Origin of the sequence: Streptomyces sp. NPDC052012, assembly GCF_040689265.1 — a bacterium.
GTDB lineage: Bacteria > Actinomycetota > Actinomycetes > Streptomycetales > Streptomycetaceae > Streptomyces.
Genome location: NZ_JBFAXA010000032.1, coordinates 1 through 24187 on the forward strand (window position 1 = coordinate 1; position 24187 = coordinate 24187).

Annotated in this window: 21 protein-coding genes and 1 tRNA gene; 7 read left to right on the forward strand and 15 right to left on the reverse strand. The window is 71.2% G+C overall.

Annotation, left to right across the window (positions count from 1 at the left end; translation table 11 throughout):
• Window positions 1-290: 290 nt before the first annotated feature.
• Entirely contained in the window at window positions 291-875 is a 585-nt protein-coding gene (locus AB0412_RS32350) for a hypothetical protein (RefSeq protein ID WP_366406163.1), read from the reverse strand.
• Window positions 876-1002: 127 nt separating this feature from the next.
• Entirely contained in the window at window positions 1003-1845 is an 843-nt protein-coding gene (locus AB0412_RS32355; RefSeq protein WP_366406164.1) for a MurR/RpiR family transcriptional regulator, read from the reverse strand.
• Between the two features lie 178 nt (window positions 1846-2023).
• Between AB0412_RS32355 and AB0412_RS32360 the strand changes: the two genes are divergently transcribed.
• Window positions 2024-2446 (forward strand): hypothetical protein, encoded by a 423-nt coding sequence (locus AB0412_RS32360; protein ID WP_366406227.1) that lies wholly within the window; start codon window positions 2024-2026, stop codon window positions 2444-2446.
• A 389-nt stretch (window positions 2447-2835) separates the two neighbouring features.
• On the opposite strand, the gene AB0412_RS32365 is transcribed toward AB0412_RS32360, so the two are convergent.
• On the reverse strand, window positions 2836-4224 hold the full coding sequence (locus AB0412_RS32365; RefSeq protein WP_366406165.1) for a cystathionine beta-synthase: 1389 nt from the start codon (window positions 4222-4224) through the stop codon (window positions 2836-2838).
• A gap of 164 nt (window positions 4225-4388) precedes the next feature.
• Here AB0412_RS32365 and AB0412_RS32370 point away from each other — a divergent pair, with 164 nt between their 5' ends.
• From AB0412_RS32370 to AB0412_RS32380, 3 genes are all read left to right on the forward strand, one after another.
• A complete protein-coding gene (locus AB0412_RS32370; RefSeq protein WP_366406166.1) occupies window positions 4389-5411 on the forward strand; it encodes an SGNH/GDSL hydrolase family protein in 1023 nt (340 codons plus the stop codon).
• Between the two features lie 331 nt (window positions 5412-5742).
• Window positions 5743-6963 (forward strand): acetyl-CoA C-acetyltransferase, encoded by a 1221-nt coding sequence (locus AB0412_RS32375; protein WP_366406167.1) that lies wholly within the window; start codon window positions 5743-5745, stop codon window positions 6961-6963.
• Between the two features lie 273 nt (window positions 6964-7236).
• Complete coding sequence (locus tag AB0412_RS32380; RefSeq protein ID WP_366406168.1) at window positions 7237-8016, forward strand: hypothetical protein; 780 nt, start codon at window positions 7237-7239, stop codon at window positions 8014-8016.
• 19 nt (window positions 8017-8035) lie between these two features.
• Here AB0412_RS32380 and AB0412_RS32385 read toward each other — a convergent pair whose 3' ends face one another.
• Window positions 8036-8347 (reverse strand): hypothetical protein, encoded by a 312-nt coding sequence (locus tag AB0412_RS32385; RefSeq protein WP_366406169.1) that lies wholly within the window; start codon window positions 8345-8347, stop codon window positions 8036-8038.
• A gap of 102 nt (window positions 8348-8449) precedes the next feature.
• Between AB0412_RS32385 and AB0412_RS32390 the strand changes: the two genes are divergently transcribed.
• Window positions 8450-8680 (forward strand): DUF4287 domain-containing protein, encoded by a 231-nt coding sequence (locus AB0412_RS32390; protein WP_260825813.1) that lies wholly within the window; start codon window positions 8450-8452, stop codon window positions 8678-8680.
• Window positions 8681-8776: 96 nt separating this feature from the next.
• Here the strand turns inward: AB0412_RS32390 and AB0412_RS32395 are convergent, their stop codons facing one another.
• From AB0412_RS32395 to AB0412_RS32405, 3 genes are all read right to left on the reverse strand, one after another.
• Entirely contained in the window at window positions 8777-9685 is a 909-nt protein-coding gene (locus tag AB0412_RS32395; protein ID WP_366406170.1) for a Bax inhibitor-1/YccA family protein, read from the reverse strand.
• Between the two features lie 165 nt (window positions 9686-9850).
• The gene (locus tag AB0412_RS32400) at window positions 9851-11026 is read right to left on the reverse strand and encodes a 4-hydroxybenzoate 3-monooxygenase (RefSeq protein ID WP_366406171.1); all 1176 of its coding nucleotides are present in this window, start codon (window positions 11024-11026) and stop codon (window positions 9851-9853) included.
• Window positions 11027-11152: 126 nt separating this feature from the next.
• On the reverse strand, window positions 11153-12340 hold the full coding sequence (locus AB0412_RS32405) for an RCC1 repeat domain-containing protein (protein WP_366406172.1): 1188 nt from the start codon (window positions 12338-12340) through the stop codon (window positions 11153-11155).
• A 314-nt stretch (window positions 12341-12654) separates the two neighbouring features.
• Between AB0412_RS32405 and AB0412_RS32410 the strand changes: the two genes are divergently transcribed.
• Entirely contained in the window at window positions 12655-13953 is a 1299-nt protein-coding gene (locus AB0412_RS32410; RefSeq protein WP_366406173.1) for a cyclopropane-fatty-acyl-phospholipid synthase family protein, read from the forward strand.
• A gap of 86 nt (window positions 13954-14039) precedes the next feature.
• On the opposite strand, the gene AB0412_RS32415 is transcribed toward AB0412_RS32410, so the two are convergent.
• Window positions 14040-16568 (reverse strand): FtsX-like permease family protein, encoded by a 2529-nt coding sequence (locus tag AB0412_RS32415; RefSeq protein ID WP_366406174.1) that lies wholly within the window; start codon window positions 16566-16568, stop codon window positions 14040-14042.
• 50 nt (window positions 16569-16618) lie between these two features.
• Window positions 16619-17389: an ABC transporter ATP-binding protein gene (locus AB0412_RS32420; RefSeq protein ID WP_366406175.1), complete on the reverse strand. Its 771-nt coding sequence runs from the start codon at window positions 17387-17389 to the stop codon at window positions 16619-16621.
• A 441-nt stretch (window positions 17390-17830) separates the two neighbouring features.
• Between AB0412_RS32420 and AB0412_RS32425 the strand changes: the two genes are divergently transcribed.
• Window positions 17831-17914: transfer RNA gene (locus AB0412_RS32425), tRNA-Leu, on the forward strand.
• Between the two features lie 115 nt (window positions 17915-18029).
• On the opposite strand, the gene AB0412_RS32430 is transcribed toward AB0412_RS32425, so the two are convergent.
• The 6 genes from AB0412_RS32430 to AB0412_RS32455 form a co-directional block, all read right to left on the reverse strand.
• Window positions 18030-19421 (reverse strand): NAD(P)/FAD-dependent oxidoreductase, encoded by a 1392-nt coding sequence (locus AB0412_RS32430; RefSeq protein WP_366406176.1) that lies wholly within the window; start codon window positions 19419-19421, stop codon window positions 18030-18032.
• Window positions 19422-19854: 433 nt separating this feature from the next.
• Window positions 19855-20799, reverse strand: coding sequence for a Ppx/GppA phosphatase family protein (locus AB0412_RS32435; RefSeq protein WP_366406177.1), 945 nt, complete (start codon window positions 20797-20799; stop codon window positions 19855-19857).
• Window positions 20796-21335 (reverse strand): DUF501 domain-containing protein, encoded by a 540-nt coding sequence (locus tag AB0412_RS32440; RefSeq protein ID WP_366406178.1) that lies wholly within the window; start codon window positions 21333-21335, stop codon window positions 20796-20798. Before AB0412_RS32440 ends, AB0412_RS32435 begins: the two co-directional genes overlap by 4 nt.
• A 10-nt stretch (window positions 21336-21345) precedes the next feature.
• Window positions 21346-21843 (reverse strand): septum formation initiator family protein, encoded by a 498-nt coding sequence (locus AB0412_RS32445; protein WP_366406179.1) that lies wholly within the window; start codon window positions 21841-21843, stop codon window positions 21346-21348.
• Between the two features lie 111 nt (window positions 21844-21954).
• Window positions 21955-23235, reverse strand: coding sequence for a phosphopyruvate hydratase (eno, locus tag AB0412_RS32450; protein ID WP_366406180.1), 1281 nt, complete (start codon window positions 23233-23235; stop codon window positions 21955-21957).
• Between the two features lie 250 nt (window positions 23236-23485).
• Entirely contained in the window at window positions 23486-24184 is a 699-nt protein-coding gene (locus AB0412_RS32455) for a transglycosylase family protein (RefSeq protein ID WP_366406181.1), read from the reverse strand.
• Window positions 24185-24187: the final 3 nt, after the last annotated feature.

Genomic DNA, 24187 nt, shown 5'->3' on the forward strand with positions numbered 1-24187 from the left:
GGGAGTCGGGCGGCGACCACACCGACGCCCTGCTGGGGGGCCTGGCCCCCTGAGACACGGGCGAGGGCCCGCCACACACGGGGCGGGCCTCGGCCCCCTGCCCTCAGCGCCGCCGCGCCACGCCCTCGGAGCCTCCGCGCCGCGCTCTCCTGAGGCATGACACGGGGCCCGCCACACACGGGGCGGGCCTCGGCGCCCTGCCCTCAGCGCCTCCGCGCCGCGTGCTCAAGGACCCGCGCCCTGTCCCCAAGGATCCGCGCCGCGTCCTCAGAGCCTCCGCGCCCTCCCCCTCAGACCAGTGCCGGGGTCCTGCGGCGGGAGCCGCCCGGGGCCGCGTCGCCGGCTGCGATGCCCGTGGTGCGGTAGGCCTTGACCGTCTTGCCGGCCGGGTGACCGGCGGTCCTGCCGAGCCAGTCGACACGGACCCACAGCAGGTGCTCGCCGGCTCGCTCCAGGCGGCCGATCCAGGCGGCCTTCAGCCACAGGCCGACGCCGCACCCGGCGAGCAGCAGGCCGCCCGCGGCCGGGGCCGCGAAGGCGCTGCCCAGTGCGGCGAGAAAGGCGAGCAGCAGCCACCAGCGGTGCCCGCGACGCCAGTTGCGGGCGGTCACCGCGCGGTCCTGGAGCACGTCGTGCTTGCCCGCCCGGGCCGCCGCGCGGGCCAGGGCGCGGTAACGCCCCCGGCGCAGGCCGGCGACGACGGCCGCCGCCACGATGAAGAGGGCCGCACCGGCCAGGACACCGATCCGGCGCCCGGTCCATCCCGGTACCAGCAGCCCGATGCCCGCCGCGAACACTCCCAGCCACCACAGCGGCGCGGCCCCGGCCCGTACGACGACGGCCACCCGAGCCAGCCCCTGACCTCCGCGCGTCACGTTCAGCCTCCCGTCTCACATTCGGTGCACGGTTCGGAAGCGGTACCAGAAGAAGTACCAAGAGACGCACGCTAGCGACAGAAGGTGAGACGAGTCTGAGAACTCCGGCCGTCACGCACGGCGGAGGTCACTCCACGAACAGCCCGCGGGCCACCGCCTTCGCGTCGAACTCCTCCAGGCGCGCCTGCGCGTCGGGCAGGTCGTCGCACATCGCCTCCAGCAGCACCCGGCCCAGCAGCATCGGCGCGCACGCCGTGTCGAAGGCGAGCCCGGTGCCGACAGCGGCGGGCAGCAGCAGGTCGGACACCTTGGCGACCGGCGCGAAGGCGGAGTCGGCGACGGTGACCACGGTCAGCCCGGTCCCCTTGGCGTGCGCGAGGGCGTCGACGACCTCGCGGGGATGCCGGGGCAGCGCGAAGCACAGCAGGGCACGCGCACCGGCGCGGACGGCGGCGTCGATGCGGTCGTGCAGCATCGTGCCGCCCTCGTCGAGCAGCCGCACGTCCGGGTGGACCTTGGCGGCGAAGTAGGCGAAGCCGTGCGCCTGGGCGGCGGCCGCACGCAGTCCGAGCACGGGCAGCGGCCGGCTGCCCGCCAGGATCCGCCCCGCTCGCTGCACGGGCACGGGATCGGCCAGCGCCTCGGCCAGGTGCCGCAGGTTCTGGATCTCGGCCTCGACGGCCTGCTGGTACTCGTTGGCGCTGCCGGACTCCGGCACGGGTTCGGCGGGGGCGACCTCGCGCAGATGGCGGCGCAGGGCGGGGTAGCCGTCGAAGCCGAGGGCGACGGCGAAGCGGGTCACGGAGGGCTGGCTGACCCCGGCCAGTTCGGCGAGTTCGACGCTGGACAGGAACGGCACGTCGGCGGCGCGCCGCACCATGCTGTGGGCGATGCGCCGCTGGGTCGGCGTCAGCCGGTGCCCCTCGAAGAGCGCCTGCAGGCGCGCGGCAGGGCTGTCGGCGACGCTCATGACGTGCTCCCCCTCGGAACTATTCACTCTCCGCAACTTCTGCATGCCGTTATACAGCCGCGGCGCCCGCCGCACGACCGCGTTCCGGTCCGGGGGCCCGGCGAACCCGAGGCGGAGAAGGGGGCTAACCCCAGTGCCGGTGGCGCCCGGCCTGCCTACCGTGGACCGTATGACCGGAATGGACGCGCGGGACACCGAGCTGAAGAAGGAACTCGACGCCACCCTGCAGGCGCGCAGGGAGCTGGGCGAGGAGTACGAGTCCGCGCTGATCGACTCGTTCCTGGAGAAGGTCGACCAGCGCATCGACGGCGCGGTGGAGCGCCGGGTGCGCCGCCAGATCGCCGAGCAGCAGATGACGGTGGCGCGGGAGTCGAAGGCACCGAGGGCCACGGACAGCTGGGGCGACCGGTTCGGCTTCGCGATCGTCTCCCTCGTCCTCGCGGTGCCGCTGTCCGCGATCGGCGGGGGCCTGGGCCATCTGCCCGGCCTGCTGGTGGCCTGGCTGGGCATCGTCGGCGTGAACGTCGCCCAGGTCGCCCGCACGAACCCGGGCCTGTTCGACCGGCGCAGGAGCCGGCGGGACGGCGACTGGGAGGACTGACGGGCACCGGTACCGGTATCGGTACCGGCACCTTGCCCCGCGCCGGGAACGTCATGCGCGGGGACCGCCGCACCCCCGTTGCCGGGGGGCGGGACGACGGCGGTCCCCGCGAGGGACGCGGGCCGGGCCTGAGCCGGGATGCGCGTCCGTGGCGTCGGTGGAGGTCCGGGAGCCGCTCCGGAGGTCCTTGACGCCGTTTCACGCCGGCCGGAACGGGGAGCCGCTCCCGTTCCTTCCGACGACCACCAATCTGCCGGACGCGTGTTAAGCGAGTGCTGCGCGAACGTGACGCCCTCGTACCACTTCCGCGAAGTCCACGAAGATCACGTACGGCTCAACAGCCTTGCGTTCAGCAGCCGTTCACCAGGGCTTCTCCCGAGGTGCCGGGCTCACTTCCCGCCCTTGGCGAGGAACGCGAGCAGGTCCTGCCGGCTGACGACGCCGGTCGGCTTGCCCTCGACCAGGACGATCGCCGCGTCCGCCTTGCCGAGGACGGCCATCAGGTCGGCGACCGGCTCGCCGGAGCCGACCTGCGGCAGCGGCGGCGACATGTGCTTCTCCAGCGGGTCGTCGAGCGAGGCGCTCTTGCTGAACAGCGCGTCCAGCAGCTCCCGTTCCACCACCGAGCCGACGACCTCCGCGGCCATCACGTCCGGGTGACCGGCGCCCGGCTTGACGACCGGCATCTGCGAGACGCCGTACTCGCGCAGCACGTCGATGGCCTGGCCGACCGTCTCGTCGGGGTGCATGTGGACCAGGGACGGCATGGAGCCGCCCTGCTTGTCCTCCAGGACGTCGGCGACCCGGGCGCTCGGGCCCTCGTCCTCCAGGAAGCCGTAGTCGGCCATCCACTCGTCGTTGAAGATCTTGCTGAGGTAGCCGCGCCCGCTGTCCGGCAGCAGCACCACCACGACGTCGTCCTCGCCGAGCCGCTCGGCGACCTCGAGTGCCGCCACGACCGCCATGCCGCAGGAGCCGCCGACCAGCAGGCCCTCCTCCTTGGCGAGGCGGCGGGTCATCTGGAAGGAGTCCTTGTCGGAGACGGCGACGATCTCGTCCGCGACGGTCCGGTCGTAGGCGGTCGGCCAGAAGTCCTCACCGACGCCCTCGACGAGGTACGGGCGACCGGAGCCGCCGGAGTACACGGAGCCCTCGGGGTCGGCGCCGATCACCTTGACGCGGCCGTCGCTGACCTCCTTCAGGTAGCGGCCGGTGCCGGAGATGGTGCCGCCGGTGCCGACGCCGGCCACGAAGTGGGTGATCCTGCCCTCGGTCTGCTCCCACAGCTCGGGGCCGGTGGAGTGGTAGTGCGAGAGAGGGTTGTTGGGGTTGGAGTACTGGTCCGGCTTCCAGGCGCCCGGCGTCTCACGGACGAGGCGGTCGGAGACGTTGTAGTACGAGTCGGGGTGCTCGGGAGCCACGGCCGTCGGGCAGACGACGACCTCGGCGCCGTAGGCCCGCAGGACGTTGATCTTGTCCGTGGAGACCTTGTCCGGGCACACGAAGATGCACTTGTAGCCCTTCTGCTGGGCCACGATGGCAAGGCCGACGCCGGTGTTGCCGCTGGTCGGCTCGACGATGGTGCCGCCCGGCTTCAGCTCGCCGCTCTTCTCGGCGGCCTCGATCATGCGCAGGGCGATGCGGTCCTTCACGGAGCCGCCGGGGTTGAAGTACTCCACCTTGGCCAGGACGGTCGCCCTGATGCCCTTGGTCACGCTGTTGAGCCGCACCAGCGGGGTGTTGCCGACGAGGCTGATCATCGAGTCGTGGAATTGCACCGTTGTCTCCGGATGCTGCAAAAGGTGTGGTCGTAGTGGTTCCGCCAGCCTAGGCCCTTTCCCCGCCACTGCCCGGGCGGGTCGTTCACCCGCTGTTGAGATTGGGCGACGGTCCGTACGGGGCAAGCACAGGGTGTACGGGTTGGAGGAGGTGGCGGCGAGGCATGACGCGGATGTCGAGGGCGAGGGTGGCCCGGCGGATCGCGGCCGGCGCGGCGTACGGCGGCGGCGGGATCGGGCTGGCCGGCGCGGCCACGGTCGGTCTGCTGCTGGCGGAGGCGCAGCTGGCGCGGCGCCGGGTGGGCAACGGCACGTCTCCTCACGTACCGAACGCGGACGGGCTGTACGGCGCGGCCTATACGGTGCCGGGCGAACCGGCGCTGCGGCTGACGATGCTGGGCGACTCCACGGCCGCGGGCCAGGGCGTGCGGCGGGCCGGGCAGACGCCGGGGGCGTTGCTGGCGTCGGGGGTCGCGGCGATCGCCGAGCGGCCGGTCGGGCTGAGTACGGTCGCGGTGCCGGGCGCTCGCTCCGACGATCTGGACCGGCAGGTGACGCGGGCGCTGGCCGATCCGTCGCGGGTGCCGGACATCTGCGTGATCATGATCGGTGCGAACGACGTCACGCACCGGATGCCGCCGACGCGCTCGGTGCGGCATCTGTCCTCGGCGGTACGGCGGCTGCGTACGGCGGGTGCGGAAGTGGTCGTGGGCACGTGTCCCGACCTCGGCACGATCGAGCCGGTGTGGCAGCCGCTGCGGTGGCTGGCGCGGAGGGCCTCGCGGCAGCTGGCGGCGGCGCAGACGATCGGGGCGGTCGAGCAGGGCGGGCGCACGGTGTCGCTGGGGGATCTGCTGGGGCCGGAGTTCGCGGCGAATCCGCGGGAGCTGTTCGGGCCGGACAGCTATCACCCCTCGGCGGAGGGGTACGCCACCGCGGCGATGGCGGTGCTGCCGACGGTGTGTGCGGCGCTGGGGCTGTGGCCGGCGGAGGAGGAGCGGCCGGACGCGTCGCGGCGGGAGGGGTTCCTGCCGGTGGCGCGGGCGGCGGCGGAGGCGGCGTCCGAGGCGGGGACGGAGGTCACGGCGGCGATGCCCTCCGGGCCGCGGGGGCGGTGGGCGCTGCTCAAGCGGCGGCGGCGTCGGAGGGTGCCGGAGCCTGTGGAGCGGGCGGCCGTTGCGGAGTGAGCGGTGTCGGGGCGGGCCGGGGGTGGGTCGCGCAGCCCGGCGCTCACGGGGCACCGCCCGCGCCCACCCGTGCCGCCCCGCGGCACGACTGCCCGCGGGAGGGACGGGCTGGGCGATTCGGCCGCGCCCGCCACCCGGCTGCCCGCCGGACGGGCGATCTCGGCCGCGCCCGCCGCCCGGCTGCTCGCGGAATTGCCGGGGGAACGGTGCCAAGCAAGCGCTTAGACATCTGCGGTCCATGTCACATGCCGTGGGCCGTGACCCAGGTCCTACGGCCCGGTAATTTCCCAAGGAGCCCTGCACCAACCCACCGGTATGTCCTGGAGCCGTGATGCCCGAAGCCGTGATCGTCTCTGCTGCTCGTTCGCCCATCGGTCGTGCCTTCAAGGGGTCGCTGAAGGATCTGCGGCCGGACGACCTGACCGCCACGATCATCCAGGCCGCCCTCGCCAAGGTGCCCGAGCTGGACCCCAAGGACATCGACGACCTGATGCTCGGCTGCGGCCTCCCCGGCGGCGAGCAGGGCAACAACCTCGGCCGCATCGTCGCCGTGCAGATGGGGATGGACCACCTCCCCGGCTGCACCGTCACCCGCTACTGCTCCTCCTCGCTGCAGACCTCCCGCATGGCCCTGCACGCCATCAAGGCCGGCGAGGGCGACGTCTTCATCTCGGCCGGTGTCGAGACGGTCTCCCGCTACGCCAAGGGCAACTCCGACAGCCTCCCGGACACGCGCAACCCGCTGTTCGCCGAGGCCGAGGCCCGTACCGCCGCCGTCGCGGAGCAGGAGGGCACCACCTGGCACGACCCGCGTGAGGACGGCCTGCTGCCCGACCCGTACATCGCGATGGGCCAGACCGCCGAGAACCTGGCCCGCTGGAAGGGCGTCACGCGCGAGGAGATGGACGAGTTCGGCGTCCGTTCGCAGAACCTCGCCGAGGAGGCCATCAAGAACGGCTTCTGGGAGCGCGAGATCACCCCGGTGACGCTCCCCGACGGCACGGTGATCAGCAAGGACGACGGCCCCCGCCCCGGCGTGACCATGGAGGGCGTGGCCGGGCTCAAGCCGGTCTTCCGGCCCGACGGGCTCGTGACCGCCGGCAACTGCTGCCCGCTCAACGACGGCGCCGCGGCCCTCGTCATCATGAGCGACACCAAGGCCCGCGAGCTCGGCCTCACCCCGCTCGCCCGGATCGTCTCCACCGGCGTCTCGGGCCTGTCCCCCGAGATCATGGGTCTCGGCCCGGTCGAGGCCTCGCAGCGTGCCCTCAAGCTGGCCGGTCTGACCATCGACGACATCGACCTGGTCGAGATCAACGAGGCGTTCGCCGCCCAGGTGATCCCCTCCTACCGCGACCTCGGCATCCCGCTGGACAAGCTGAACGTCAACGGCGGCGCCATCGCCGTCGGCCACCCCTTCGGCATGACCGGCGCCCGCATCACGACCACGCTGATCAACTCCCTGCAGTTCCACGACAAGCAGTTCGGTCTGGAGACCATGTGCGTCGGCGGCGGCCAGGGCATGGCGATGGTCATCGAGCGCCTGAGCTGAGCACCGCAACGTAGCCGCGGCGGCACCGTCCGTCAGGCTCGGGCCCGGGACCCCGTGTTTCACGGAGTCCCGGGCCGATCTGTGATCCAATCGCCCCCAGGATGTGACCTATCCCTCGTGGCGCGGGGATCGACGCAGGTCAGCGCCCCACTCCTACCGGCCCCGGAACCGCAGCCCTGTCCGGTTCGTGACGTTACGCACTGACAGATGGTTAGTCCGCCCTTCAAGCTGATGTAGGAAGTCGGGGGTCGACTTTGAACCGGGAGTACGTCAGTGAGCGCCATGCCGATCGCCCTGCTGATCACCACGGCCGCCACCGGCGCTGTGGGCGTCGCCGTCCTGCGCAGCATCCTGGTGCTGCGCCGGCAGGTCGCCGCCCTGCACACCGAGCTGGCCGAGAACCGCGCCGCGACCACGCGCGCCCTCCTTCCGTCCGCCCGCACGGCCGACGCCGACGAGATACGCGCCGCGGTGGCCGAGGCGCTCGCGGAGGAGCGGGAGCGTGAGCTGGCCGAGGCGCGGGCGTTCTGGGCCGCGCAGGAGGCCCGTGACGCCTCCGACGCCCCCTCCCTGCTGGGTCTGGCCGACAGCGAGCTGTTCCTGCCGCGGCAGGCCGATTTCGTGGGCCTGGAGCCGGTGACCGAGCCGGGCGCCGACGCCGAGGAGCACGCGGGGGACTCCCCCGAGCTGGCCGCCGCCCGCCGCCGTCACCCCTCGCACCCGGACTTCGTACCGAACCCGTCGCCGGTCGTGAACGACCACGAGCGCACCGTGACCACGCTGGAGGAGCTGGCCGCCGAGCGCGTGGAGCTGACGGACGTGCGCCCGGGCCCGCTGGGCACGCTGGACGTCTACGTCTTCGCGAACGGGACGACGCTGTGCATGACCCCGGGTCACCGGGAGACGGCGGAGCGCCTGGCGGCGGCGGTGCGCGCGGGCGAGGCCCCGTATCTGCTCGGCGGCTCCGGGATCTCGGGCGCGTACACGCTGACGTTCTCCTGCGGCGAGGAGAACGTGTACATCCTGGCGGACCGCGTCATCGCGTCCCTGTAGACCTCGAGCTGAGACGCCCTCAGACCCCGGCGCGCTTCTGCGCCTCCTCCACGAGCCGTACCGCCTGCTCGACTTCGTCCTCGCTCTTCAGTACGAGGGCCAGATCGTGTCCGGCGACGGTGATCTGGTCGGCCGCGGCGAACATCCCGGCGTCGGGCATCTCGCGCGGCTCGGTGCCGGGTTCCTCGACGAGCTGGGCCCGCCGCGCCAACTCCCTGGCCAGGGCGAGGGCCTCGGCGGCCGCGCCCCGTTGCAGCCGGCTCTGCGGCGCGGCCCTCAGTCGGTCGGCGAAATGATCCACGGCACGGGTGAGAGGCGTCGTATCAACCACGCGGCGAGCGTACGCGGCGCGGCAGCACTGTTGCCAACGGGCGAACGCTCAGGCACGGTGACCTGAAGGACCGGCTTACATCCCATGCGTCCGGAGGCGCCGATGTCCCAAGTCTTCTCCGAGGAGACCCATCGCAATCTGCTCGCCCGCATCCCCCATTGCACCGGTCGTGAGATCTCCGACTGGCTGCGCACCGTCGAAGAAGGCCCAGCTCTCTTCCGCTTCGAGGAAAAGGTCAGCTGGCTCCGTCACGAACACAACCTGGCGTACGGCCACGCCAAGGCGATCATCCACGAGTACGACCTGAGGAGGGCCGCGCGCAAACTGCTCTAGGCGCGCTCTTTTCCGCATCGATTCGCACCGTCCGACGACGACGAAGGGCCCCGGGTGAACCCGGGGCCCTTGCGCGCGACTCGCTCGCGAACGTCGCTAGTCGTTGCTGTTGAGGATCGAGATGAGCCTCAGGAACTCGAGGTAGATCCACACCAGCGTCAGGGTCAGGCCGAACGCGGCGAACCAGGCCTCCTCGCGGGGGGCACCGTAGGCGATGCCGTCCTCGACCTGCTTGAAGTCCAGGGCGAGGAAGCAGGCACCGAGGATGATGCCGATGACACCGAAGACGACGCCGAGGGCGCCGCTGCGGAAGCCGAGGCCGTCACCGCCGCCGAACACCGCGAACAGCAGGTTCACGGCCATCAGCAGGATGAAGCCGAGCGCGGCCGCCATCACGAAGCCGTAGAAGCGGCGGTTGACGCGGATCCAGCCCGCCTTGTACGCCACCAGCACACCGGCGAAGACCGCCATGGTGCCGAGCACGGCCTGCATGGCGGCGCCGTCGGCGATGCGGTTGTCGACGATGTTGGAGACGACGCCGAGGAACACACCCTCGAAGGCGGCGTACGTCAGGATCAGCGCCGGCGAGGGCTTGCGCTTGAAGGACTGCACGAACGCCAGGACCATGCCGATCAGGGCGGCGCCGATGCCGATGCCGTAGGACCGGCCGATGTTGGCGTCGTCCACGGGCAGCAGAGCCCAGGAGAGCGCGGCGGTGAGGATGAGCACGCCGAGCGTGCTCGCCGTGCGCATGACGACGTCGTCGATGGTCATCCGGCCGGTGGTGACCGGAGCCTGCGGCGGCGCGCCGTACTGCTGGCCCTGCTGTGCATAAGGGTTCTGCGCGTACGGGTTCTGCGCGTAGGGGTTGCCCGTCGGCTGGGCGTACGGGTTGCCCTGCGTGGCGACAGCGGGACCCCCGGCCTGCGGCGCGGTGTTGAAGCCCGCGTAGCCGTTGTCGCGGCTGAACCCCCGTCGCGAGAAGACCGGGTTTCTGCTCCTCATTTCACTCCTCCATGGCCATCACAGTGCGGCCTTGGCTCAAGAGTAATAGGTAGGCAAAGGATTGACCCTAATGCTTGGGGAGGATCTTTCCCTCGTTGTGCTGCGCAACACGCTACGCCGCCAGGTGATTCCCCTCACTGGAGGGGGTGCCCCGGGCCGCCGGGCTCAGTCCAGGGGGAAGCCGGTGTAGGCCTCGGCCAGGTCGGTCTCGGCGGCGCGGCAGGAGGCGATGCGCTCCAGCCGGGCGAGCTGGAGGCGGGCGTCGAAGGGGGTGGCGTCCGGGGCGCGGTGCAGCAGGGTCGTCATGTCGTAGGAGAAGCGCTCGGCCTGCCACACACGGCGCAGGCACGTCTGCGAGTAGGCGTCGAGCAGCTCGGCGGAGCCCGTCTCCCGCTGGTGCACCAGCGCCCGCGCGAAGGTCACCACGTCCCCGACGGCGAGATTGAGCCCCTTGGCCCCGGTGGGCGGCACGATGTGGGCGGCGTCCCCGGCGAGGAAGAGCCGGCCGTGGCGCATGGGCTCGTGCACGAAGGAGCGCATGGGGGTGACCGACTTCTGGGTGAGGGGGCCGCGCTGCAGCGTCCAGTCGTCGGCGGTCTCGAAGCGGCGCTCGAGCTCGTCCCAGATCTCCTCGTCGCCCCACTCCTCCGCCTTGGTGCCGTCGGGCACCTGGAGGTAGAGGCGGGAGACGCTCGGGGAGCGCATGGACAGCAGGGCGAAGCCGCGGTCGTGGCGGGCGTAGACCAGCTCGTCGTGGGAGGGCGGGACGTCGGCGAGGATGCCGAGCCAGCCGAAGGGGTACGTCCGCTCGAACGTCCGGCTCAGCTCGGCCGGGACGGCCTTGCGGGCGACGCCCCAGAAGCCGTCGCAGCCGACGACGTAGTCGCAGTCCAGGACGTCCTCGGTGCCCTGGTGGCGGAAGCGGACGCGCGGGTGGTCGGTCGCGGCGTCCTCCACCGCCAGCGCCTCCGCCTCGAACAGCAGCGGACCGCCCTCGGCGAGCTGGAGGGCGATGAGGTCCTTGCAGACCTCGGTCTGGGCGTAGACCATCACGGACCTGCCGCCGGTGAGGGCGGGGAAGTCGACGCGGTGGCGCTTGCGGCCGTAGCGCAGTTCTATCCCGTCGTGCCGCAGCCCCTCACGGTCCATGCGCTCGCCGGCCCCGGCCGCGCGCAGCACGTCCACGGTGCCCTGTTCGAGGATCCCGGCCCGCTGCCGCTGCTCGACGTAGGCGCGGTCGCGGCTCTCCAGGACGACCGAGTCGATACCGGCGTTGTGGAGCAGCCGGGCGAGGAGGAGCCCGGCGGGTCCGGCTCCGATGATGCCGACGGTGGTACGCATCGGTCGTTCCCTTCGTTGGGAGGCGTGGCCGCGGTGAGAGCTGGTTCAAGCTGTTCGCACAGTGAAGTTTTTTTCACCATGACGTCGCAGTGGAGTCTCCGGCCGTACGCCTGCCACTGTCAACCCTCAGCGGTCCCGGACGAGCGCATGATGTCCCGACACGTCGAGGGCCGGGCCCGGCAGCGGGATCCGTACCGGCCGGGCGGTGCCACCGGTCGTTCCGGCGGGCCGGCCGAACCCGCTGCCGGAGCCCCAGGCCCACAGGCCGCCGTCGGTGTCGACCGCGTACCCCGTGAGGTGGAAGGCGGAGATACGGCGGACCGGGGGCAGCCCGGCCACCCGGACCGGGCGGGCGGAGACGTGGTCCGTGGTGTCACCGTCGCCCAGCGCGCCGCTCACGCCCCGGCCCCACGCCCACACGGCACCGTCCCGGTCGAGCGCGTACGCGACATCCGCCCCGCCGGCCACCTGCACGATGTCCGTCAGGCCGCGCACCTGCACCGGCCGGCCGCTCTGACCGCCGGTCGGCTCGACGCCGAGCAGTCCGTGCGCGTTGTTCCCCCACGCGCAGACGGCGCCGCCCGCCGTCAGGACCACCCCGGCACCGCCCGCCGTCGCGACGTCGACGGCTCCACGGACGTCGGGGACGACGCCGATCCCGGTGCTGTTCCGGTCGCCGAGGACATCGGTGACGTTGATGCCCCAGCCGAGGACCCGCCCGTCACCGCGCAGGGCGAGGACGCTGAGCTGCCCCGGCCCCATCGCGACGACGTTCCCGGCCCGCGGCACCGGCCGGGGCACGGCCACGCCGTCGTACCCCTCACGCTTCCCGCCCCGGACGAGGAACCGGTCCGAGCCCCAGGCCGCCACGGTGCCGTCCCGGAGCACCACGAAGAACGTCGGCCCGCTGCTGTACACCGCGCGTGCGGGGCCGATCCCGGTCACCTGCCGGGGCTCGGCCCGGTGGACCCGTTCGAGGGAGCCGTGCCCCAGCGAGCCCTTGACGTTCGTGCCGTAGGACCAGACGGTGCCGTCGGAGCGTACGGCGACCGTGGTGTGCCCGCTGTCCGCGAGCGAGACGACGTCGGTCAGACCGGGGACGGCGCCCTCGCGGAAACTCCCGGCGGGAGCACCGAAGTGCGGCCCGAAGGCGTACGCCGTCCCCGGGGTCGCCGCCCGCGGCACCGGCCGCGCGGCCGGCCCCTTCGGACACCCCGGCGCGAGCATGACCGCCCGGTCCGCCTTGCTGCACCCGGCCACCGCGAGCACGGCGACACCGGCGGCCAACGCCCGCAGCCACGTCCTGGCCCTCATGGAACACCCCCGTCGCTCTGCCTGGGCTCACCCTGCCGCGGGGACGGCACACGCCGACAGCGCACGGCATCTCAGGAGCACCTGAGTAGAAGAACTCACCCGGCGGGCGGACGAACACGGGGTCCGGGGCGGAGCCCCGTGGCGGGGGCCGCTCGACCCACCGAGACGGGCGGGCGGGGTGCGTGAGAGCGCGGCGGACCCACCGTGACGGTGGTTTTGCCCAGCCATGACGCGCGCCGGGGACTGTCAAGCGGCCCGGCTGGTGTTTACGTGGTGAGGACATTCCGGGATTCCCCGTCACGGAGGTGTACACCATGGCAGACGCCGCCTCGCGGCTGAAGGGCCTCGTCGAACAGTTGCTGGGCACACCCCTCCCCCTCCGCATCCGCGCCTGGGACGGATCGCTGGCCGGTCCCGCCGCCGCACCGACCCTGGTCGTCCGCAACCGCCGCGCCCTGCGCCACCTGCTGTGGAAGCCGGGCGAACTCGGCCTCGCCCGCGCCTGGGTGGCAGGTGACCTCGACATCGACGGCGACCTCTACGCCGCCCTCGACCTCCTCTCCGGTCTGATCTGGGAGCGCGGGGAGGACGCCCGCACCCTCGGCCAGGCGCTGCGCGAGCCGGAATTCCGCTCCGCCGTCCGCGGCCTGGTCACCCTCGCCGGGCTCCCGCTGCCGCCCGCCGCGCCCCCCGAGGAGGCCCGCCGCCCGCGCCGCGGCCTGCACACCAAGCGCAGCGACCGACGGGCCATCAGCCACCACTACGACGTGGGCAACGATTTCTACGAGATCGTCCTCGGCCCGTCGATGGTGTACTCCTGCGCCTACTGGCCTGCCCCGCCCCCCGAGGGCACCCTCGAACAGGCCCAGCGCGACAAGCTCGAACTGGTCTGCCGCAAGCTCGCCCTGAGACCGGGTCAGCGCCTGTTGGACGTCGGCTGCGGCTGGGGCTCCATGGCCCTCCACGCCGCCCGGGAGCACGGGGCGGACGTCGTCGGCATCACCCTCTCCCAGGAGCAGGCCGCCTACGCCCGCAAGCGCGTCGCCGACGAGGGCCTCACCGACCGGGTGGAGATCCGCGTCCAGGACTACCGTGACGTCACCGACGGCCCGTACGACGCGATCTCCTCCATCGGCATGGCCGAACACGTCGGCTCCGAGCGCTATCTGGAGTACGCCACCGTCCTGCACCGGCTCCTCAAGCCCGGCGGGCGGCTGCTGAACCACCAGATCGCCCGCCGCCCGCAGCGCGACGAGACGGCGTACCACGTGGACGCGTTCATCGACGCCTATGTCTTCCCCGACGGCGAACTGGCCCCCGTGGGCACCACCGTGTCCAACCTGGAGCGCGCCGGGTTCGAGGTGCGCGACCTGGAGTCGATCCGCGAGCACTACGCGCTCACCCTGCGCGCGTGGGTGGCACGTCTGGAGGCCGACTGGGAGCGGGCGGCCGGCCTGACGAGTCCCGGCCGCGCCCGGGTGTGGCGGCTGTACATGGCCGCCTCCGCCCTCGCCTTCGAGCACAACCGCATCGGCGTCAACCAGGTCCTCGCCGTGAGGACCCCCGCCTCCGGCGACTCGGGCCTGCCCCTGCGCACCCGCGACTGGAACTGACCGCCACCCGCACCTCCGTACACGGCGACGGGCCCCGTTCCCCTGCGCCAGGGGAACGGGGCCCGCCCATGCCGGTACGGAAGGAGCTACTCCGCCTTGATCGCCTGGAGCATGTTCAGCCGTGCCGCCCGCCGGGCCGGCCACAGGGCCGCCAGGACGCCCACCGTCGCGGCCAGCAGCAGGAAGACCGCCATCCGGCCCCAGGGCAGGACCAGTTCGTAGGTGGCCATCCTCGTGCCCAGCAGCTCACCGGCCGCCCAGCCGAAGAACACGCCCAGTCCGATGCCGAGCACCCCTCCGAACAGGGAGATCACCAGGGACTCCAGGCGGACCATCCGCTTGATGCCCTTACGGTCCAGGCCGATCGCGCGGAGCATGCCGATCTCCTGCGAGCGCTCGAACACCGACATGGCCAGGGTGTTGATCACACCGAGGACCGCGACGATCACCGCCATCGCCAGCAGACCGTAGAGCATGTTCAGCATCAGCGTGAACATCTGCGCGATCTCCTCGGAGAGGTCCTTCTTGTCCTGGACCTTGATCGCCGGGTTGGTGCCGAGGGCCTTCTCCAGCGTGTCCTTGACAGCTCCGGAGGCGCCGTCGGCGGTCTTCACCATGACCATCATGTCGGCCGGTTCCGACTCGTGCGGGGCGAGCGTCGCGGTGTCGATCATGATGCCGCTGATCATGTCGTTGCCCTGGTAGATCCCGGCGACCGTCAGCTGCTGCTTCTTGCCGTCCTCGAAGGCCACGGTGACCTCCGAGCCGGCCTTCCAGCCGTGGGACTTCGCGGTCTGGTCGTCGGCGACGATCTTCGAGCCGCCGACCTCGAAGGCGCCGTCCTTGACGTCGAAGTCCGTCAGCCGGGTGATCGTGGCGCCGTTCACGCCGGTCAGGAACTCGGTCTCGCCGTCGATGCGGGAGGGGGCGTTGCGAAGGGGGCTGGTGGCGGTGACGTCACCGGCCTGCCTCAGCTTCCGCTCGACGTCCGGCGAGAGCGGGTTGCCGTTGGCCATGGAGACGACGTAGTCGGCCTTGATCGCCTCCGCGGCCATCTTGTCGATGGACTTCTGCAGGCTGCCCGCCATCACCGTCATGCCGGTGATCAGGGTGAGCCCGATCATCAGCGCGGACGCGGTGGCCGCGGTACGGCGCGGGTTGCGCACGGAGTTCTGCCGGGCGAGCTTGCCGGAGACACCGAAGGCGCGCAGGACCGGGGCCGCGGCGGCGATCAGCGGGCGGGACAGCAGCGGGGTCAGGATGAACACACCGATGATCAGCAGCACCGCGCCGAGACCCATGGGGGCCTGGCCGTCGGAGCCGTCCATCGTGGTGGCCGCGAGGATCACCGCGACGCCGGCCGCGGAGAACAGCGCGCCGAGGGTGTTGCGCAGCACCAGCGACTTGGTGGTCGCCTTGGCGTGCACGGAGCTCATCGCCGCCACCGGCGGGATCTTCGCCGCCCGGCGGCCCGGCAGCCACGCGGCGAGCATGGTGACGAGGATGCCGACCGCGAACGCGGTACCGATCGTGCCCGGCGTGATCACCAGCGGCCCGTCCGGCACGGTGGCGCCCAGCGTGCCCATCAGGGAGCGCAGTCCGACGCCGATGCCGATACCGGCGGCCAGACCGGCCACGGCGGCGACGGTGCCGACCACGAACGCCTCGATCAGCACGGACCGGGTGACCTGCCGTCGCGAGGCGCCGACGGCGCGCAGCAGGGCGAGTTCCTTGGTGCGCTGGGCGACCAGCATGGTGAAGGTGTTGGCGATGATGAACGTGCCGACGAACAGCGCGATGCCGGCGAACACCAGCAGGCCCTGCTTCAGCCCGCTCATCGAGGAGGCGATGGTCTCGGCCTGGTCGTCGGCGAGCTTCTCGCCGGTCTGCGTCTCCACGACGCCCTTCGGCAGCGCCTTGTCGAGCTGGGCCTTGAGCGCGGCCTCGGTGACGCCGTCCTTCGCCTTGACGTCGATCTCGTCGAAGGTGCCCGCCTTGCCGAACAGCCTCTGCGCGGTCGCCGTGTCGAACAGCGCGAGGCTGCCGCCCGCGGCGACATTGCCGTCGTCGGTGGTGAAGATGCCGGTGATCCGCGGCGTGAGGACCGGGCCGTCGACCGACAGCCGTACGGTGTCGCCGACCTGGTAGCCGGTGCGCTGCGCGGTCTCGGAGTCGAGGAGGATCTCACCCTCGCCCTTGGGGGCGTGGCCCTTCGTCAGCGGGTAGCGGGGGTCCTCGGTGCCCCAGTAGTTGCCGCCCTGCGACTGGAAGCCGTCGCCGATGAGCTTGCCGTCCTTGCCGGCGATCGCGGTGAAACCGGTGACGACGCCGATGGCCCGCTCGGCGCCCGGCACGCGGGCGCTGTCGTCGACCATGGCCCGGGTGAGCTCGTGGCTCTTGCCGACCTTGTCGCCCTCGGCGTCCTGCCACTCGGGGGTGACGGCGACGTCGACGTGGTCGAAGCCCTTGGCGGAGCTCTTCTGCAGGGCGCTGGAGATGGTGTTGGTGAAGACCAGGGTCCCCGACACGAAGGCCACGCCGAGCATCACGGCGAGCACGGTCATCAGGAGCCGGGCCTTGTGCGCGAGCACGTTGCGCAAGGCGGTACGGAACATGGATCTTCTCTGTCCGGAGGGATGTGCGGAAGGCGGGCGGCGACGGATCGTCAGCTGGTGCGGCCCTTGGCGTCGAACTGCTTCATGCGGTCCAGCACCGAGTCGGCCGTCGGCCCGTACATCTCGTCGACGATCCTGCCGTCCGCGAGGAAGATCACCCGGTCCGCGTAGGCGGCGGCCACCGGGTCGTGGGTCACCATGACCACCGTCTGGCCCAGCTCGCGCACCGAGTTGCGCAGGAAGCCGAGCACCTCGGCGCCGGAGCGGGAGTCGAGGTTTCCGGTGGGCTCGTCGCCGAAGATGATGTCCGGCTTGGAGGCGAGCGCGCGGGCGACGGCCACGCGCTGCTGCTGGCCGCCGGAGAGCTGCGAGGGCCGGTGGCCGAGCCGCCCCGACAGGCCGATCATCCCGATGACCGTGTCCAGCCACTGCTTGTCCGGCTTACGCCCCGCGATGTCCATGGGCAGGGTGATGTTCTCCAGCGCGGTCAGCGTGGGCAGCAGGTTGAACGCCTGGAAGATGAAGCCGATCTTGTCCCGGCGGAGCTTGGTCAGCTGCTTGTCCTTGAGCGTGCCGAGCTCGACGTCACCGATGCGCACGGAGCCGGAGGAGAAGGTGTCCAGGCCGGCGACGCAGTGCATCAGGGTGGATTTTCCGGAGCCGGAGGGGCCCATGATCGCGGTGAACTCGGCCTGACGGAAGTCGACGGAGACGCGGTCCAGGGCGATCACCTGGGTCTCGCCCTGGCCGTAGATCTTCGAGAGCTCCGTGGCGCGTGCGGCCACGGTGGTGGTCCGGTCGGCGATGGGGGCGGTGGTCACGGGATGGACGCTCCTGTCGGGACGACGAGTACGACGTTGCTGGGATGCGTCCATCGTTCCGCGCGTTTCTCACCGTGGAGTCAGCCGCTGCTCCGGTTCCGGAGGCAGACTCCGGGCGGACCGGGGGCGGCGGTGTCATACCTGGGGCTGATGCCGTCCCCCTACCGGAGAAGGGCGGCGCACTCGCGGGGCGCTCCGGGGGTGCTCGTCCGTCCGCACTCGAAGAACCGGCCGAACGCCCTCGCCCGGACGGTGAAATTCCGTCATTTCACATGCGGACCCCTCGTTCACCCGCAAGGCTGCTGGCAAGTGCTGATGGCCTGTCCGAGAGCTGATGCTCCCTCAGCTGCCAATAAAATAAGACAACATGGGTTTGCCCACTCCCTGAGCGGAGGGGCCGTGCCGATAGGCTCGGAGCACTCGACGCGGAGCCCATGGCCTGCCCGGATGGTGGAATGCAGACACGGCGAGCTTAAACCTCGCTGCCCCTACGCGGGCGTGCCGGTTCAAGTCCGGCTCCGGGCACTTCGCGCCTTCTCGGCACCCCTCGAACCTCCTCCCGGACACCCCGGACAACGCCGAAGGGGCCGCCCGCACCACGGATGGCGGGCGGCCCCTTCGGGGTGTCACAGGACCGGGGTCAGGAGGCCTTGGCCTTCTCCTCGGTCTTCTGCGGCTGCGCGGAGGCGGGGACCGGGGCCGGCTTGGCGGCCTCGTAGAACTCCTCGCGGGGGGACTCGATCGCACCCAGCGAGACGACCTCGCGCTTGAGGAACATCTGCAGGGTCCAGTCGGCGAAGACGCGGATCTTGCGGTTCCAGGTGGGCATCGCCATGCCGTGGTAGCCGCGGTGCATGTACCAGGCGAGCCGGCCCTTGAGCTTGATCTTCATCTTGCCGAAGACGATCATCGCGACGCCCTTGTGCAGGCCGAGGCCCGCCACCGCGCCCTTGTTGGCGTGGCTGTACTCCTTCTGCGGGAAGCCCCGCATACCGGAGACCACGTTGTCGCCGAGGACCTTGGCCTGGCGCAGCGCGTGCTGGGCGTTCGGCGGGCACCAGGCGTTCTCGTTGCCCGCCTTGCGGCCGACGAGGTCCGGGACCTGGGCGTTGTCGCCCGCGGCCCAGATGTAGTCGGTGCCCTTCACCTGGAGCGTGGGCTCGCAGTCGACGTGGCCGCGGGGGCCGAGCGGCAGACCGAAGCGGGCCAGGGCCGGGTTCGGCTTGACGCCCGCCGTCCACACGATCGTGTTGGAGTCGACCTCGAGGCCGTTCTTCAGCACCACGTGGCCGTCGATGCAGGAGTCCATCGAGGTGGACAGGTAGACCTCGACGCCGCGGCTCTCCAGGTGCTCCTTGCCGTACTTGCCGAGCTTGGGACCCACCTCGGGGAGGATCTTGTCGGCGGCGTCGACGAGGATGAAGCGCATGTCCTCACGGGACACGTTCTTGTAGTACTTGGCCGCGTCGCGCGCCATGTCCTCGACCTCACCGATGGTCTCCGCACCGGCGAAGCCGCCGCCCACGAAGACGAAGGTGAGCGCCTTGCGGCGGATCTCCTCGTCGGTGGTGGAGTCGGCCTTGTCGAGCTGCTCGAGGACGTGGTTGCGCAGGCCGATGGCCTCTTCGATGCCCTTCATGCCGATGCCCTGCTCGGCGAGGCCGGGGATCGGGAAGGTCCGGGAGACCGCACCCATGGCGATCACCAGGTAGTCGAAGGGCAGCTCGTACGCCTCGCCGACCAGCGGGGCGATCGTGGCGACCTTGCGGTCCTGGTCGATGGTGGTGACCCGGCCGGTGAGGACCTCCGCCTTGGGAAGCACGCGTCGCAGCGGGACGACGACGTGCCGCGGGGAGATGCTGCCGGCGGCGGCTTCGGGGAGGAAGGGCTGGTAGGTCATGTACGACCGCGGGTCGACGACGGTGACGGTCGCCTCGCCGTAACGCATCTTCTTCTGGATGCGCCGAGCTGCGTACAGGCCTACGTACCCACCGCCTACTACGAGGATCCTGGGACGCTCCGTGGTGCTCATGCCATCGAGTATCCACCCGCCTCAGGGGGGTGGCTCGTGCGCCCCTTCACAAGCTCCGGCAGGGGCTGTGTTACACTCCCCGACCCGCGTGACTTAGATCATGTCCAAGTACGGGAACCGTCACGCGCGCCGTACGTTGTCAATGCCGCGTGAGCTGCCTCTCTGGACATCGGGCGGGAGTGTGAGCCGCCGGAAACACGTTCCCTGGTACGCGATCCGCAGGCCCCTCCTGAACATGTTCAACGACCCCGCGGACCCCCGGAAGGGCCAACGGACCCCCCTCGGGACCCCGCGATGACCGAAATCCTTGTGAAGAACTTCACGAAGTTTCCCGACGACACGTCACCGAGGGGCCCCAAAAGGGCCCCTCGGGGTCGCTCATACGCTATCCGTACTGCTCAACCGTAGGCTACCGGCGAGTAACAAAAGAGAGCTACGCCACCGACCACGCGATGCCGTCGAGGATGTCGTGCTCGCTCACCACGACCTCCTCCGCACCGGTCCGCTCCATGATCGACAGCAGCACCAGAGCGCCCGCGCCGATCACGTCCACACGGCCCGGGTGCATGGAGGGCACCTTCGCGCGCTCGGCGTGTGTGGAGCGCAGCAGCCAGTCGGTGATCTCGCGGACCCGGTCCCGGGAGACCCGGGAGTGGTGGATGGCCGCCGAGTCGTACTCGGGGAGGTCCTGCGCGATGGCCGACACGGTCGTGACGGACCCGGCCAGGCCGACCAGGGTGCGGGCCTCGCGCAGCGGGACCGTCTCCTCCGCAAGGTCGAGGGCGGCCTCGATGTCGGCCCGCATCGCCGCGATCTGCTCCTCGGTGGGCGGGTCCGTGACCTTCCCGTCGTGCACCAGGTGCCGCTCGGTCATCCGTACGCAGCCCACGTCGACGGAGCGGGCGGCGCGCACATGGTCGTCCCCGACCACGAACTCCGTCGAACCGCCGCCGATGTCGACCACCAGGTAGGGCTTCGGGAGGTGATCGTGCTCGGCCAGTTCCTTCGTCGCGCCCGTGAAGGAGAACTCGGCCTCCTGGTCACCGGTGATGACCTCGGGCTCCACGCCCAGGATGTCCACCACGCCGCGCACGAAGTCGTCCCGGTTCTCGGCGTCGCGGGAGGCGGAGGTCGCCACGAAGCGCAGGTGCTCCGACGCCCCGTGCCTCTTGATGATCTCCGCGTACTCCCGGCACGCGGCGAAGGTCCGCTCCAGGGCCTCGGGGGCGAGCCGGCCGGTGCGGTCGACGCCCTGCCCGAGGCGCACGATCGTCATACGGCGGTCCAGGTCGACCAGTTCGCCGGTCGCCGGATCCGCGTCGGCCACCAGCAGCCGGATGGAGTTCGTGCCGCAGTCGACGGCGGCGACCCGGGTCATTCGGCGTCCTCCTTCGCCTCGTCCGCGGCCGTCACGCACGGCCCCTTGCGCCACCACTCCGGCAGCATCGCCAGGGCCTCGTCACCGAGCGGGTTGACGCCCGGCCCGGCGGCCAGCGAGTGGGCGACGAGCACGTGCAGGCACTTCACCCGGTCCGGCATGCCGCCGGCGCTGGGGAAGTTCTTCAGCTCCTCGATCTCGTCGCGGCGCCGGATGTAGTCCTCGTGCGCGGCCCGGTAGGCGGCGGCGAGCTCGGGGTCGGTGGCCAGCCGGTCCGTCATCTCCTTCATCACGCCGTTCGCCTCCAGCGTGCCGATCGCCGAGTTGGCGCGCGGGCAGGTGAGGTAGTACAGCGTCGGGAAGGGGGTGCCGTCGGGCAGCCGCGGGGCGGTCTCCACGACGTCCGGCTGTCCGCAGGGGCAGCGGTGCGCGATGGCGCGCAGCCCGCGCGGGGGCCGGCCGAGCTGCTGCTTGAAGGCCTCGACGTCCGCGTCGGTGGGCTCGGTGCGCGGGGTCGTGGGCGGGGGCGTTTCCATGCCTTACTTTCTATCGATCCGTCTGTCGATCTTCACTGGCGGCGGCGTCGGCCTTGTCGACCCCGTCCCAGACGTTCGCGTACCAGGGGCGGTCGGCGGCCTCGAGGTCGGTGCGGGACTGCTTGGCCGTGCCCGGGTCGATCACGATGTAGCCGGTCTCGCCGGGCATGACGTAGTGCAGCCGGCGGCGGATCTCCTGCTCGGCGTAGGCGTCGTCCTGCCAGCGCGCCTTGAGGTCGCGCAGCCGTTCGACGCGCTGCCGGGCCTCCTCCTGCTGCTGCTCCAGGTCGGCGATCTCGGCGCGCTGGGAGACGTACTGCCGCATGGGATAGGCGAGGGCCACGATCAGCGAGCAGACCACCAGGGCGAGCAGCGCGGCCCGGCCGGTCAGCCGGGAGCGGCGGGCCTGGCGTCTGGTCTGCGAGCGGTAGACCCGGGCCGCGGTCTGCTCACCGATCAGCCGGATCCTGGTCGCGGTGGAGAAACGGTCCCGGTCCTTCACGGCCATGTGGCTGGCGCCTCCCGTCCACGCGCGTACGTCCCCGCACACGGTACGGGACCGAGTACGGGGACGTACGTACGACGCTGCCTACTCACGGGGTTCACCCCGTGAGGGAGTTCAGCCCTTGAAGCGCGGGAAGGCGCTGCGGCCCGCGTACACCGCCGCGTCGTCGAGGATCTCCTCGATGCGCAGCAGCTGGTTGTACTTGGCGACGCGCTCGGAGCGGGCCGGGGCGCCGGTCTTGATCTGGCCGCAGTTGGTGGCGACGGCCAGGTCGGCGATGGTGACGTCCTCGGTCTCGCCGGAGCGGTGGGACATCATGCACTTGAAGCCGTTGCGCTGGGCCAGCTCGACGGCGTCCAGGGTCTCGGTCAGCGAACCGATCTGGTTCACCTTCACCAGCAGGGCGTTGGCGGCGCCCTCCTCGATGCCGCGAGCCAGGCGCTCGGGGTTGGTGACGAACAGGTCGTCGCCGACGAGCTGGACCTTGTCACCGAGCTTGGCGGTGATGGTCTTCCAGCCCTCCCAGTCGTCCTCGAACAGCGGGTCCTCGATGGAGACGAGCGGGTACGCCTCGACGAGCTCGGCGTAGTACTCGGTCATCTCGGCCGCCGAGCGCTCCTTGCCCTCGAAGACGTACACGCCGTCCTTGTAGAACTCGGACGCGGCGACGTCGAGCGCGAGGGCGATCTGCTCGCCGGGGGTGTAGCCGGCCTCCTTGATCGCCTCCAGGATGAGGTCGAGGGCCTCGCGGTTGGAGCCGAGGTTCGGGGCGAAGCCGCCCTCGTCGCCGAGGCCGGTGGCCAGACCCTTGCTCTTCAGGACCTTCTTCAGGGTGTGGTAGACCTCGGCGCCCCAGCGCAGGGCCTCGGAGAAGGACTCCGCGCCGATCGGGGCGATCATGAACTCCTGGATGTCCACGTTGGAGTCGGCGTGCGAGCCGCCGTTCAGGATGTTCATCATCGGCACCGGCAGCAGGTGCGCGTTGGGGCCGCCCAGGTAGCGGAACAGCGGCAGGTCGCTGGCCTCGGAGGCGGCGTGGGCGACGGCGAGGGAGACGCCGAGGATGGCGTTGGCGCCGAGGGAGCCCTTGTTGTCGGTGGCGTCCAGGTCGAACATGGCCTGGTCGATCAGGCGCTGCTCGGTGGCGTCGTAGCCGACCAGCTCCGGGCCGATCTGCTCGATGACGGCGAGGACGGCCTTCTCCACGCCCTTGCCGAGGTAGCGGTTCGAGTCGCCGTCGCGGAGCTCGATGGCCTCGAAGGCGCCCGTGGAGGCGCCGGACGGGACGGCGGCACGACCCGTGCTGCCGTCGTCGAGGCCGACCTCGACCTCGACCGTGGGGTTGCCTCGGGAGTCCAGGATTTCCCGGGCTACGACGACGTCGATGGACGGCACGAGCATCTCCTTCTTGGATGTGACGCGAGTGGGCAGGGCCATGGTGGCTCTGCGAGACCGAGCCTAACCGGCTCCGGGCGATCGGCCATCCGGTCGCCCATCCCATGGACAGAACCGAGCGTAAATTGTTTCCGAACGGAACAAATACGGTTTCCCAAAAAAGCCCGCCCCGGTGCGTACGGGGGAACACGCACCGGGGCGGGCGGACTGTGGGCGCGCCGCTCGCTCGCGGGCGCCGCGGGGCCGCTGCTTACTTCAGGTGCAGCTGCTGGCCCGGGTAGATGAGGTCGGCGTCCTCGACGATGTCGTCGTTCAGCTTGAACAGCTTCTCCCAGCCGCCCTTGACGCCGTGCTCCTCGGCGATGGAGCTGAGGGTGTCACCCTTGACGACCTTGTACTCGCCGTCGCCCTTCTCGACCTTCTCGCCGGTCGGGGTGGTGACGGTCTTCTTCTCGGCCTTCTTCTCGGCCTTCGGCGCCGGGCGCTCGGTGGAGCGGGACGCCTTCTGCTCGGTGGTGCGCTCGGCGGAGGTGTCGGCCTTCGGGGCCGGGGTCTCGGCGGCGGCACCGGTGTACGCGGCGTTGGACAGGTTCTTGCCGCAGACCGGCCAGGCGCCCTTGCCCTGGCCCGCGAGGACCTTCTCGGCGATCTCGATCTGCTGCGCCTTGGTGGCCTGGTCGGCGGTGGCGGCGTACTTCGTGCCGCCGTACGCGGCCCAGGTGGAGGCGGAGAACTGCAGACCGCCGTAGTAGCCGTTGCCGGTGTTGATGGACCAGTTGCCGCCCGACTCGCACTGGGCGACGGCGTCCCACTCGGAGGCGGTGGCGGCGGAGGCCGAGCCGGCCGCCATCAGCGGGGCGGCGACGGCGGCGCCGGTGACACCGGCGATGGCGATGGCGCGGGTGGCCTTGGACGGACGACGGTGCTTGCCCTTGCCGGAAAACAACATGGA